General features: G+C 60.1%; 10 protein-coding genes and 4 tRNA genes. 5 read left to right on the top strand and 9 right to left on the bottom strand.

Annotation, left to right across the window (positions count from 1 at the left end):
- Positions 1 to 130 precede the first annotated feature (130 nt).
- Positions 131 to 754 (bottom strand): glutathione S-transferase, encoded by a 624-nt coding sequence (locus LIX93_RS07415; protein ID WP_226503357.1) that lies wholly within the window; start codon positions 752 to 754, stop codon positions 131 to 133.
- A gap of 334 nt (positions 755 to 1088) precedes the next feature.
- Here LIX93_RS07415 and LIX93_RS07410 point away from each other — a divergent pair, with 334 nt between their 5' ends.
- Positions 1089 to 3548: an acyl-CoA dehydrogenase gene (locus LIX93_RS07410; RefSeq protein ID WP_226503356.1), complete on the top strand. Its 2460-nt coding sequence runs from the start codon at positions 1089 to 1091 to the stop codon at positions 3546 to 3548.
- A 60-nt stretch (positions 3549 to 3608) separates the two neighbouring features.
- Positions 3609 to 4019, top strand: coding sequence for a PA2817 family protein (locus LIX93_RS07405; protein WP_226503355.1), 411 nt, complete (start codon positions 3609 to 3611; stop codon positions 4017 to 4019).
- Between the two features lie 550 nt (positions 4020 to 4569).
- Here LIX93_RS07405 and LIX93_RS07400 read toward each other — a convergent pair.
- The 4 genes from LIX93_RS07400 to LIX93_RS07385 form a co-directional block, all read right to left on the bottom strand.
- Positions 4570 to 4645: transfer RNA gene (locus LIX93_RS07400), tRNA-Gly, on the bottom strand.
- 3 nt (positions 4646 to 4648) lie between these two features.
- A tRNA-Glu gene (locus LIX93_RS07395) sits at positions 4649 to 4724 on the bottom strand.
- 104 nt (positions 4725 to 4828) lie between these two features.
- Positions 4829 to 4904: transfer RNA gene (locus LIX93_RS07390), tRNA-Gly, on the bottom strand.
- 2 nt (positions 4905 to 4906) lie between these two features.
- Positions 4907 to 4982 (bottom strand) — tRNA-Glu (locus LIX93_RS07385).
- 319 nt (positions 4983 to 5301) lie between these two features.
- Here LIX93_RS07385 and LIX93_RS07380 point away from each other — a divergent pair.
- A complete protein-coding gene (locus tag LIX93_RS07380) occupies positions 5302 to 6075 on the top strand; it encodes a hypothetical protein (protein ID WP_226503354.1) in 774 nt (257 codons plus the stop codon).
- Positions 6076 to 6130: 55 nt separating this feature from the next.
- Here the strand turns inward: LIX93_RS07380 and LIX93_RS07375 are convergent, their stop codons facing one another.
- Both LIX93_RS07375 and LIX93_RS07370 read right to left on the bottom strand, forming a co-directional pair.
- The gene (locus tag LIX93_RS07375) at positions 6131 to 6613 is read right to left on the bottom strand and encodes a GAF domain-containing protein (protein ID WP_226503353.1); all 483 of its coding nucleotides are present in this window, start codon (positions 6611 to 6613) and stop codon (positions 6131 to 6133) included.
- The gene (locus LIX93_RS07370; protein WP_226503352.1) at positions 6613 to 7500 is read right to left on the bottom strand and encodes an ATP-binding protein; all 888 of its coding nucleotides are present in this window, start codon (positions 7498 to 7500) and stop codon (positions 6613 to 6615) included. The genes LIX93_RS07375 and LIX93_RS07370 overlap by 1 nt, the downstream gene beginning before the upstream one ends.
- A gap of 141 nt (positions 7501 to 7641) precedes the next feature.
- Here LIX93_RS07370 and LIX93_RS07365 point away from each other — a divergent pair, with 141 nt between their 5' ends.
- Complete coding sequence (locus tag LIX93_RS07365; RefSeq protein WP_226503351.1) at positions 7642 to 9957, top strand: ATP-binding protein; 2316 nt, start codon at positions 7642 to 7644, stop codon at positions 9955 to 9957.
- 12 nt (positions 9958 to 9969) lie between these two features.
- Here LIX93_RS07365 and LIX93_RS07360 read toward each other — a convergent pair whose 3' ends face one another.
- Positions 9970 to 10455 carry a glutathione peroxidase gene (locus LIX93_RS07360; RefSeq protein WP_226503350.1) on the bottom strand — a complete coding sequence of 162 codons (486 nt, stop codon included), beginning with the start codon at positions 10453 to 10455 and terminating at the stop codon, positions 9970 to 9972.
- Complete coding sequence (gene msrB / locus LIX93_RS07355) at positions 10455 to 10853, bottom strand: peptide-methionine (R)-S-oxide reductase MsrB (protein ID WP_226503349.1); 399 nt, start codon at positions 10851 to 10853, stop codon at positions 10455 to 10457. The genes LIX93_RS07360 and msrB overlap by 1 nt, the downstream gene beginning before the upstream one ends.
- A gap of 167 nt (positions 10854 to 11020) precedes the next feature.
- Here msrB and LIX93_RS07350 point away from each other — a divergent pair, with 167 nt between their 5' ends.
- Positions 11021 to 12232, top strand: a complete 1212-nt coding sequence (locus LIX93_RS07350; RefSeq protein WP_226503348.1) for a pyridoxal phosphate-dependent aminotransferase — start codon at positions 11021 to 11023, stop codon at positions 12230 to 12232.
- Positions 12233 to 12255: the final 23 nt, after the last annotated feature.

Below are 12255 nucleotides of genomic sequence, written 5' to 3'. Positions count from 1 at the left end.
GATACAACCGCCGTGAAGAACGTTTCTTGTGTAGACCGAGCGACACGTTGCGCCCGGTAGATGTTGCCGAATAAGACAATGCTGACGTGGTCGACGCCACAAGTACAGTGACGCCTGTTAATAGTAGCTATCAGGTCAACGCGGTCATCACCGCCGAACGATAAGCCGGCCGGGCCTTTAGCCGCTCGTACCAAGCCTCCAGATACGGCATGGGTTTGCGCTCGATGGGCATTTCGAACCAGGCATAGGCAAAACTGCCCAGGGGAATATCGCCCATGCCGAACTCGCTGCCGGACAGATACGGCTGCGTCGACAGCGCTTGATCGACCATGGCCAGCAACTGCGTGCAAACGTCCTGCGCGGCATTGATCGCCGCCCAGTCCTGTTCGGCCGGAGGGGTCCGCAATAAACCCCAGAACACATCGCGAAACGGACCGGCGAGGGAAGAGGTCATCCAGTCCATCCAGCGATCGGCGCTGGCACGTTGGCGCACATCGATCGGCAGCAACGCGCTGCCCTGGCCATCGCGATTCACCAGATAACGCACAATGGCATTCGATTCCCAAAGCACAAAACCGTCATCTTCGATAACCGGTACGCGGCCATTGGGATTCATGGCTCGGTAACGTGGCTCATTGACCACTCCAAAGGCGCCCCCGGCATCGATACGCTCGTAGGCCAACCCTAACTCTTCTGCGCACCACAGTACCTTGCGAACGTTACTGGAATTGGCGCGTCCCCAGACCTTGAGCATGATGTTCTCCTTGTGAAGTGATCCGACCAGTGTACCCGGGTGGGGTTCAGAGAACATGCTGGGTGGCCGGCTTTCGTCTCAGCAATGCGGCGTAAACTGATAACACTGCTGGCCGTCATCAGCCCTGGGCCTGATTTCGCATTGATCACCCGCAGAGGGTGTCATTGGCAGTGCATTGATGGCGCTGGGGGCAGTTTGCTGGTGCCTCAGGCCGTTTTGCTGATGTAGTCGGCGGTAAATACGCTCACCAGGACAAATCCCGAAACACTCGAACTCCCCGAAGCCCGCAGGGTCACTACACTGTCGCCATACCTGTCGTCACGGAGGAATGCATATGCTGCTGTTGTGGTTGGTCGTACTGGTCATCGGCCTTGCCTGGCTGGCCCATCGGCGGGTCGATACGGTGCCGGCACTGGGCATCGTCGCGGTCTATCTCATCGCTATGGGGATATTCACCCCCGGCCATAGCGCCATCCGCGCAGTGGTATTGGCGGTGCTGTGGATTCTGCTGATTGCTGCCGCAGCATTCGTATTGCTGCCCGATCTGCGTCGCAAGCTTTTCAGCGCGCGGCTGTTCGCCTGGTTCCGCAAGACGCTACCACCGATGTCGGTCACCGAGCGCGAGGCGATCGACGCCGGCACCGTGTGGTGGGATGGCGAGTTGTTCAGCGGACGCCCGGACTGGCACCAACTGCTCAACTATCCCAAGGTGCAGCTCACCGAGGAGGAACAGGCGTTTATCGATGGTCCGACAGAGGAGCTCTGCGCCATGGTCAGCGACTGGCAGATCGGCCAGGATATGGACCTGCCCCCCGAAGCCTGGGCGCACATCAAGACCAACGGCTTTTTCGCCCTGATCATCCCCAAGGAATTTGGTGGTAAAGGTTTTTCGGCCTATGCCCATTCACAGGTGGCGATGAAACTCGCCACCCGCAGCGGCGACCTCGCTTCTACGGTAATGGTGCCCAACTCCCTCGGCCCGGCCGAACTGCTGTTGCATTACGGCACCGACGAACAGCGCAGCTATTATTTGCCGCGCTTGGCGCGGGGTGAAGATATCCCCTGCTTCGCACTCACGGGCCCACTGGCAGGTTCCGACGCCGGTGCAATGCCTGATACCGGCATCATCTGCAAAGGCCAATGGCAAGGCGAAGAGGTCGTCGGCCTGCGTCTGAACTGGGAGAAGCGCTACATCACCCTCGGACCGGTCGCCACCCTGCTCGGTCTGGCGTTCAAGGCCTACGACCCTGAACACCTGCTGGGCGAACAAGACGATCTGGGTATCAGCCTGGCGCTGATTCCGACCGATACACCCGGCGTGGAGATCGGCCGTCGGCACCTGCCCCTGGGTGCGGCTTTCATGAACGGCCCCAACTCGGGCAAGGATGTGTTCATCCCGCTGGAATACCTGATCGGTGGACAGGCCACGCTCGGCAAGGGCTGGATGATGCTGATGAACTGCCTGTCCGTGGGCCGCTCCATCTCGCTCCCCGCCGTAGGAACCGGTGCCGCCAAGTACACCAGTCTGGTGACCGGCCAATACGCTCGGGTACGGGAACAATTCAACGTGCCGCTGTCAGCCTTCGAAGGCATCCAGGAATCCCTGGCCCGCATCGGTGGCAACGCCTGGCTGATGGACAGCGCAAGGATGCTCACCGCCAACGCGGTCGATCTGGGCGAGAAGCCCTCGGTACTGTCGGCCATCCTCAAATACCACCTGACCGAGCGTGGCCGCGAGTGCATTACCCACGCCATGGATGTACACGGCGGCAAGGGCATTATCATGGGCCCTAACAACTACCTCGGCCGTAACTGGCAGGGCGCGCCGATTTTCATCACTGTCGAAGGGGCCAATATCCTCTCGCGAAACCTGATGATCTTCGGCCAAGGGGCCATTCGCTGCCATCCTTTCGTACTGAAGGAAATGGCCCTCGCATCTCGGGCCGATCAAGGCCAGGCGCTGGTGGAGTTCGATCAGCTGCTACTCAAGCATATCGGATTCGCCCTCAGTAACGCCGGGAGCACCGTTGCGCTGAACCTCGGCCTAGGGCACTTCGAACGACGCCCGGGCAATGCGATCAGCCAAGTGTATTTCCGCGCGCTCGATCGTCAGGCCGCTGCGTTTGCCATGCTCGCCGACCTGAGCATGATGCTGCTCGGCGGCGAACTCAAACGCCGCGAGCGCCTGTCAGCTCGTCTGGGCGATGTGCTGAGCTATCTCTATCTTGGCTCTGCGGCACTCAAGCGCTACCACGACCTCGGTTCCCCGCAGCACATGGAACCGCTACTGCGCTGGGCCATGGCAGAAAGCCTGGGCAAGGCTGAACACGCACTCGAGCAACTGATGCGCAACTTCCCAAGCCCAGTGCTGGGGTGGCTGCTGCGCCGGATCGTTTTCCCGTTCGGCCGTCGTCATACCGGCCCCACCGACAAAATGGATGCCGATGTAGCACAAGTGCTCGGCCGTGCCCCGGGTGATGCGACGCTGCAGGAACTGCTGACCGGCTGCTACCAACCGCAAGACCCGGAAGATGCCGTCGGCGCCTTGCACGATGCAGTGACGCAACTGAATGCCGCCCTACCCCTGCACAAGAAGCTGCATCAGGCTGCCAAGGCCGGACAACTCAAGCCCGTACCGGGCCAATCTCTCATCGACACAGCTCTGGAGGCGGGCGTATTACAGGCCGCAGAAGCCCAGGCACTGCGCCTGGCGGAAGTCGCTCGGCGCAAAGTCATCGATGTCGACGACTTCAGCAAAGACGAGCTGCTCCCAACCGAGGGGCGGATTCGCTGACGACAGCGGGCGCGCAGAGACTTATACTCCCGCGCCCGTTTTGCTCAAGAGGACCCCACCATGGCCACCCAAATCATCGAACACCACCTGGTGCTTCTGGATCACCTGCGTACCATTCTGGTCGCTCTGGGTGAAGCGGATCAGGTCCCGGAAGAGAGCCATGCGCTCTTCCTCGAACGCTACGACGAACTGCGCGCCCTGCTCCCGATTGATCCGATTGAAAGCCAATATCTGGGTCAGGATCTGATCTGTCAGGTGATTCAGCGTTATCCGCAGATTGCCCACTTGATCCCGCGGGATTTGCTCTGGTTCTTTGCAGGGGATTGCCTGCATTACATGCCTGATGATGAGATCGCCTTGTATCAAGCGCTGGAAGAGCGTCGGTATGAGGCGGAGCAGGATGATGAGCCGTTTGATTGGAATCAGGAGAAGCAGTTGTTGGCGATGGCGGTGGATGGGAGCAAGCACTGACCTGCTTGTTAGTCACCCATAACCCAGACCCTTGCGGGTGACTAACAAAAAGTGCCGCTGCGCAACGCAGCGCGCACGCTTCCAGCTATACCGCCCCTTTACTCCAGCGCTTCCTTACATGGCCCTGCTCTTGAATTAACCAGGCTGTACCAGCTGGCCAACTTCGGTAGCGGAGAAGGGTCCCAGATCACGGCGGTCGTGTATGTCAGGCGAATCCTACAACTGGTTTTTTTGTAGGCCACATATGCCAAACGCTGGACACAACTGCCTTTAAACCCAACCAAGTATCTCGCCTTAAGCGCTAGGGGGGCCGGGGGGTGGTGTATCACTCCTACCTCTGCTTTGCGGCTCGAGCCAGGTATTGGCAGGCGCTCGTCGAGAGCATCACCGTGCTCGACGCCGAATCGGCTGGCCGTGTATGTAAAGGACTCGCAACTCCAAGCCACCAGCGTGACCACCACTGCCAAGCTGGTTGCCCTACGCGCAATGCCCCTTACCTGAAGCACAAACAAAAACGCCGCTCATTTCTGAGCGGCGTTTTCATTAAATATGGAGCGGGAAACGAGACTCGAACTCGCGACCCCGACCTTGGCAAGGTCGTGCTCTACCAACTGAGCTATTCCCGCAAATGGCGTCCCCTAGGGGACTCGAACCCCTGTTACCGCCGTGAAAGGGCGGTGTCCTAGGCCACTAGACGAAGGGGACACGCTAACTGTGACACATGGTGTGTGTCGCAGCGCCCAGATCCGCCTCCGAAGACTTGGTTCTGGTTTCACTCAACCCTGCCCGAGGGCAAGATTGTTTAAATATGGAGCGGGAAACGAGACTCGAACTCGCGACCCCGACCTTGGCAAGGTCGTGCTCTACCAACTGAGCTATTCCCGCAATGGCGTCCCCTAGGGGACTCGAACCCCTGTTACCGCCGTGAAAGGGCGGTGTCCTAGGCCACTAGACGAAGGGGACACACTACAACTTCACTTCCTGCTGCGCTTTGCTGTGTGCTTTACGCTGCAAGTGGCGCGCATTCTAGGGATGCTTGGGGAGGTCGTCAACCCCCTGTTATAAATTTATTTAAATCAATGACTTCGCCACGGTTTTAGGCATTATTCACGGGCAGGCCTGCCTCACCGTCCTCATACGTCGGACCAGCGGTCGCCAGCGGCATTGAGCCATTGGAACAACCAGCCGACACAGGAAGTATTAAAGCGTCCATAGACAGCGCTTTTCGGCCCACCGGCAAGCCACTACACTCAAGCCATACACACCTGACGAGGTACCAACGGTGACGCCATTAATGATCGCCCTGCTGATTCTGGCCGGGGTCGCCATTCTGATTGCCATCGGCTTTCTGAATAACGCCGTGGAAACCGCCAAGGTGGAACGAGTGCGCCTCAAGATCGAGCTCACCGATCGCCTGCGTCGCTGTGGGCAGATAAGTGAAGCGTTCCCCGGGCAGTTCATGTCTGCGGACTTGAAGCTGCTGCTGACGCGACTGGAGCTCAATATCGTGCAGCGCAGCCTGGCGCTCGATAAAAAGAACGAGGCGCTGCTGGGTCGCCTGGAAGAACTGGAAGCAGAGATCGCCAAGGGCCCGGACATCACCATCACCAATGCCTCGCCGCCCATCATGACCGAGGCCCAGGCCAAGGAAGTCAATTATCACCTTGAGGGGTTGCACCATCAGGTGATCCGCGCGACGCAGGAAGGCTACCTGCAACAGACCGAATCACGTTTCTGGGTCAACCAGATTCGCCACGTGCTGGTGCTGCTGCACATCGAGTTCTTCAACAACCTGGGGCAACAGGCCTTTCAAGACGACCAACCAGGCCAGGCACGCCTGGCGTTCGAGCGCGGCGTGCAGTATCTGAAGAAGCAACCCGATCCGACCGCTTATAGCGAGCAGCTGGACTACATGAACAAGCTCCTCAAGCGCGCCAACAACATGGTGCTTACCAACACTCGCATACACGCCGACGACGCCAGCGAGCTGACGGCGGGCCTGAACGAACTGAATGCGGCCGAGGAGGAAGGCATGAAGAAGGTTATCTACGACTGATAATTGGGATGCACTGGACAGGGCCCGCCATCGGGCCCTTTTTCGTGAGCGGAACCTAGCAGTCGGTCAACCGCAGAAACACCTCAGCCAGCGCCTCGATACCCGCCTGATCTTCTGCGCTGAAACGCGATAGTTTCGGGCTGTCCAGATCCAGAACGCCAATCAGCCGCCCCTCCTTGACCAAGGGCACTACCAACTCACTGTTGGAAGCGCTGTCGCAGGCGATATGCCCAGGAAACTCATGCACGTCTTCGACCCGCTGAGTCTGCCGGGTCGCCGCTGCGGCACCGCAAACGCCACGACCAAAGGCAATACGCACACAAGCCACCTGCCCCTGAAACGGCCCGAGTACCAATTCTTCATTCTTGTTCAGATAGAAGCCGGCCCAATTCAAATCCTCTAGCTGGGAGTACAGAAACGCCGAAAATTGCGCGGCGTTGGCGATAAAGTCCCGCTCGTCGCTGAACAACGCCTCCAACTGCGCCTTCAGCAAGCCATAACCGGCGAGCCCCTGCCCTGCCGTATTCAAATCGATCATCAACGTTGCTCCAGCAATTGCAGGCCGACCCAGTAGCGGGCGAATTGATAGGCGCAGCGACCATTGCGGTTGCCGCGCCCGGTGGCCCAGCGCGCCGCCAGAATATCCAGTTGCTCGTCGCGCGCCCACTGCAGGCCGGCCTTTTGTGCCAGCTCGCTGATCCAGTGCTCGACCACGTTGAGGTAATGTTCCTGGGTAAACGGATAGAACGACAGCCACAGCCCGAAACGATCGGACAGCGCGATCTTGTCCTCAACCGCTTCGCTGGGGTGCAGTTCGCCATCGACATGCTTCCAGTTTTCGTTGTCGCTTTCTTTCTCCGGCACCAGATGGCGACGGTTGGATGTGGCGTACAGCAAGACGTTATCCGGGGCCTGCTCCAGCGAGCCATCGAGCACGCTCTTGAGCACTCGGTAATCACCCTCCCCAGACTCGAACGACAGGTCGTCACAGAACAGCACGAAACGCTGAGGCAGCCCTGCAAGCTGCTCGACCACCCGAGGGAGGTCAGCCAGGTGATCGCGCTCGATCTCGATCAGACGCAGGCCACTTTTGGCGTGCTCCGCCAGCAGCGCGCGCACCAACGAGGACTTGCCGGTGCCGCGCGAGCCCCATAGCAATGCGTGGTTGGCGGGCATACCGGCGATGAATTGCTCGGTATTACGCGTTAACTGCTCGCGCTGGCGATCGACACCGATCAAATCCGACAAGCGCATGTCCAAGCTAACGTCCAGCGGCAGCAGATAGCCAGTGCGCCCCTCGCGCTGCCAACGGGCCGCCAGGCATTGCTGCCAGTCGATCGACCCACGTAATGCGGGCAGCAGTGGCTCCAACCGCTCCAACACGCCTTCGGCGCGCTCCAGAAAAGCCATCAATCGAGCGTCCACACATTTTCCTCATGAAAAAAAACATATAAAAAAGCCGTTGGCACGCGCGCGCAGCGGTATTAAAAAGTCGCCGAAGCCGATATAAACTCGGTAACGGCGTAGCGCGCCTTACGCAACGGAATGGAAATCGGCTCATCCACCATGGATATTAAGTTCACCCAGCGCTTGTCTTACAAGCAGGCCAGACTGACCGTTGTCGTCGGCTTTATTCTGGGGACACTGCTCAGCTTTGCACAAATCGCTATCGATTATGCCAGCGTCAATCAGGCCATCAACCGCCAGATGCGCTCGTTTCTCGAGGTCAGCCACGATCCCGCCTCGCGCATTGCCTATACCATAGACGCTGAACTTGCCGAAGAACTGACCCGCGGCCTGCTGCGCTCCGAATCAGTGATCAACGCACGACTGATCGACAATGATAACAATGTCCTGGCCGACGTCAGTCGCCCACGCCAGTCCACTGACTACCGGATGATCAGCGATTATCTGTTCGGCGCTGGCCTGCGCTTCGAAGAGCCGTTGTTTCTGGCCAGCATGCCGAATCAGCCGCTGGGAACGCTGTCGATCGAGGTCGACACCAATGCCATCGGCAACCGCTTCCTGACGCGCTCCGAGGTGACCCTGCTCAGCGGCTTCGTGCGCACGCTGATCCTCACCGCCATCTTGTTGGTGCTGTTCTACTTCATCCTCACCAAGCCGCTGGTCAAGGTCATCCAGGCCTTGAGCGAGAGCAATCCCCATGCGGGCAGGCCGAGCAAGCTGGAGTGCCCGCCGGGCCACCAGAATGATGAAATTGGCGTGCTGGTCAAGGTCGCCAATCAGCAGTTCGTGAGCATGACCACCGAGATCCAACAGCGCCGCGACGCCGAACAGCGCCTCACCGACTACCTCGCCGAGCTCGAAAATATCGTTTCGGCGCGCACTACCGAACTCAAGGCCAGCAACGTGCGCCTGAGCCAATCCAACGAAGAGCTCGAGCGCGCCCGCCGCACGGCGTTGGACATGGCCCAGGCGCGGGCGGCCTTCCTGGCCAACATGAGCCATGAGATTCGTACCCCGCTCAACGGCCTGCTGGGCATGATTGCGCTGTCGCTGGACAGCCCCTTGAACGCGGAGCAGCGCCAGCAACTGTCCATCGCCCACGACTCGGGCAAGGTGCTGGTGGAGCTGCTCAACGATATTCTCGACTTGTCCAAGTTCGACGCTGGGCAGCTGGAGCTTGAGCGCATCCCGTTCGACCTGGGCGCGCTGGTAGAGGACACCGCCAACCTGTTGTCCCAGAATGCCGCCCCTGGCGTCGAACTGACGTGCCTGATCCATCCGGACTTCCCGGCCCTGGTGCTGGGCGACCCTACGCGGGTTCGGCAGATCGTCAGCAATCTGTTGTCCAACGCCCTGAAGTTCACCCGTTTCGGCCGCGTCGACGTGTGCCTCACCGCGCAGGCCAGCGGTGTGCGCCTGGAAGTTCGCGATACCGGCATCGGCATCCCCCAGGAAGCCCAGATCAAGATATTCCAGCCATTCACTCAGGCTGGCGCCGGCATTACCCGACAATTCGGCGGTACCGGGCTGGGCCTGGCGCTCACCAACAACTTGTGCGAGGCCATGCACGGGCGCCTCACTATCAGCTCCGAATCCGGCTTCGGCAGTCAGTTCTGCGCCGAGCTGCCCCTGCCGACCCACACCCCGGCAACACGGCCTGCGCCGCTTGCGGGTAACGTTCTGGTCATCAGCGCGGCCGGAAGCGGACTGGCCGAGCTGCTGAACACCTTGCTGCCGCTGTGGGGCGTCAAGGTCACCCGTCAGGACCCCGATCAGAGCCTCAAGGACGTCAGCGCCGACCTGGTGATTACCGACAACCTCGATCATCTGTTCAGCCTGCGCCCTGTCCTGCGCGCGCAAATCCTGCTGGTGACCGCTTACGGCAACTTCCTGCCCACCGAGCAAGCCACTGCGCTGTCGCCGCTGCAGCAGCAAGCCCGGCCACTGGCGCGCAACGCCTTGTATCAAACCTTGCGTCGCACCTTGCTGGGCGATGAAGTGAGCGAGCCGGGCACGCGCGCAGGTCTGCCCGGGCCGCAACGCCGAGCCAATATCCTGCTGGTGGAGGACAACCCGGTGAACCAGCTGGTGGCCAAAGGCATGCTGAGCAAACTGGGCTGTGAGGTGATGGTCGCCGGGCACGGTGGCGAAGCGCTGGAGGCGCTGGAGCTGCACCACTTCGACCTGGTGCTGATGGATTGCAACATGCCGGTGATGGACGGCTACGAGGCCAGTCGGCGAATACGCCAGAGTGGCCGCTGGCCCAGGCTGCCGATCGTCGCCCTGACCGCCAACGCCATGCCCGAGGAGCGCGACCGCTGCCGCGCGGCGGGCATGAGCGACTACCTGGCCAAGCCGTTCAGGCGCGAAGAACTGATGACCCTGATCGACCAGTGGGTGCCGGACGCGTCCTGAATCCGTGGGCGATCAACGCAACAGCGCTTCGATCTCACTGGCGATTTTTTCCGGCTTGGTGGTCGGCGCAAAGCGCTTGACTCGCTGACCATCCGGCGCGATCAGGAACTTGGTGAAATTCCATTTGATGCGTTGGGTGCCCAGCAAACCGGGCGCCTGCGCCTTGAGCTTGACGAACAGCGGATGGGCCAGTTCACCGTTGACATCGATCTTGCGGAACATCGGAAAACTCACGCCGAAGTTTTTTTCACAGAATTGCGTGATATCGAGCGTATCGCCCGGTTCCTGGTGGCCGAACTGGTTGCAGGGAAAGCCCAGCACCACCAGGCCTTTGCTGCGGTAGGTCTGCCAGAGCTGCTCCAGGCCCTTGTATTGCGGGGTGAAGCCGCACTGGCTGGCGGTGTTGACCACCAGAATGGCCTTGCCGCGCCAGGCTTCCAGGGTCAGGTGCTGACCGTCCAGAGTGATGCACGGTACTTTCAACAGATCCGTGCTCATCAAGCCTCCCGCGGGACCAGGTTCAGGCACACCGAGTTGATGCAGTAGCGCAAGCCGGTAGGCGGCGGGCCATCAGGGAATACATGCCCCAGGTGCGCGTCGCAGGTGGAGCACTTGACCTCGGTGCGGATCATGCCGTGGCTGACGTCGCGGATTTCGGTCATGGCCTCGTTGCCGATCGGCGCGTAGAAGCTCGGCCAGCCGCAGCCTGAGTCGAACTTGGTCTTGGAATCGAACAGCGATGCGTCGCAGCAGATGCAGTGGTAGACGCCATCGGTCTTGTCATCATTGTATTTGCCGGTGAATGGACGCTCGGTCGCGCTGAGGCGACAGACGTTGTATTGCTCGGGGTCGAGCATGGCTTTCCATTCTTCGAGAGTCTTTTCAATCTTGCTCACAGGTACACCTCTGCAGTCGAAAAACCCGGATCTGTGTCTTTTCCACGGATCGGGTGGCACGTATGATTGCGCATCTATTGGACGTCAGTCTGTCACCCGCGTTTCACGCATTCAAATTTTCATTTTTCGGCGTCGTCGCGGCGGTCTTTTCTTTTCGGGATCACATCATGCAGTTCAGCAAATCGAACAAGCTTGCCAACGTCTGCTACGACATTCGCGGCCCGGTGCTCAAGCACGCCAAGCGCCTGGAAGAAGAAGGCCACCGCATCCTCAAGCTGAACATCGGCAACCCGGCGCCGTTCGGCTTCGAAGCCCCCGAGGAAATCCTCCAGGACGTGATTCGCAACCTGCCCACCTCCCAGGGCTACAGCGACTCCAAGGGGCTGTTCAGCGCGCGTAAGGCGGTGATGCAGTACTACCAGCAGAAGCAGGTCGAAGGTGTCGGCATCGAAGACATCTACCTGGGCAACGGCGTCTCGGAACTGATCGTGATGTCCTTGCAGGCGCTGCTCAACAACGGTGACGAAGTCCTGATCCCGGCGCCGGACTACCCGCTGTGGACCGCTTCGGTGAGCCTGGCGGGCGGCAATGCCGTGCACTACCTGTGCGATGAGCAGGCCAACTGGTGGCCCGATCTGGATGACATCAAGGCCAAGATCACGCCGAACACCAAGGCCATGGTCATCATCAACCCCAACAACCCGACCGGGGCCGTGTACTCCAAAGAGGTGCTGCTGGGGATGCTGGAAATCGCCCGCCAGCACAATCTGGTGGTGTTCTCCGATGAAATCTACGACAAGATCCTCTACGACGACGCCGTGCACATCTGCACCGCCTCGCTGGCCCCGGATCTGCTCTGCCTGACTTTCAACGGCCTGTCCAAGTCTTACCGCGTCGCGGGCTTCCGCTCCGGCTGGATCGCCATCTCCGGCCCCAAGCACAACGCCCAGAGCTACATCGAAGGCATCGACATCCTGGCCAACATGCGCCTGTGCGCCAACGTACCCAGCCAGCACGCCATCCAGACGGCGCTGGGCGGCTACCAGAGCATCAACGATCTGGTGCTGCCCAACGGTCGCCTGCTGGAGCAGCGCAACCGTACCTGGGAGCTGCTCAACGATATCCCCGGTGTCAGCTGCGTGAAGCCCATGGGGGCGCTGTACGCCTTCCCGCGCATCGACCCCAAGGTGTGCCCGATCTTCAATGATGAAAAGTTCGTACTCGACCTGCTGCTCTCGGAAAAACTGCTGGTGGTGCAGGGTACGGCCTTCAACTGGCCATGGCCGGATCACTTCCGCGTGGTCACACTGCCGCGCGTCGACGACTTGGAACAAGCCATCGGTCGCATCGGCAATTTCCTCAAGTCGTATCGCCAGTAAGGCCCCGGAACAGCGCCTGCAGC

The organism is Pseudomonas sp. MWU16-30317, assembly GCF_020515695.1.
Classification (GTDB): Bacteria; Pseudomonadota; Gammaproteobacteria; order Pseudomonadales; family Pseudomonadaceae; genus Aquipseudomonas.
This window is presented reverse-complemented; position numbering and strand designations above follow the sequence as displayed.

Excerpts from the sequence above, each read along its gene's own strand:
- LIX93_RS07375 (WP_226503353.1), bottom strand. The coding sequence starts at position 6,613 with ATGATCGATTTGAATACGGCAGGGCAGGGGCTCGCCGGTTATGGCTTG.
- LIX93_RS07365 (WP_226503351.1), top strand. The coding sequence starts at position 7,642 with ATGGATATTAAGTTCACCCAGCGCTTGTCTTACAAGCAGGCCAGACTG.
- LIX93_RS07410 (WP_226503356.1), top strand. The coding sequence starts at position 1,089 with ATGCTGCTGTTGTGGTTGGTCGTACTGGTCATCGGCCTTGCCTGGCTG.
- LIX93_RS07360 (WP_226503350.1), bottom strand. The coding sequence starts at position 10,455 with ATGAGCACGGATCTGTTGAAAGTACCGTGCATCACTCTGGACGGTCAG.
- LIX93_RS07415 (WP_226503357.1), bottom strand. The coding sequence starts at position 754 with ATGCTCAAGGTCTGGGGACGCGCCAATTCCAGTAACGTTCGCAAGGTA.
- LIX93_RS07350 (WP_226503348.1), top strand. The coding sequence starts at position 11,021 with ATGCAGTTCAGCAAATCGAACAAGCTTGCCAACGTCTGCTACGACATT.
- LIX93_RS07405 (WP_226503355.1), top strand. The coding sequence starts at position 3,609 with ATGGCCACCCAAATCATCGAACACCACCTGGTGCTTCTGGATCACCTG.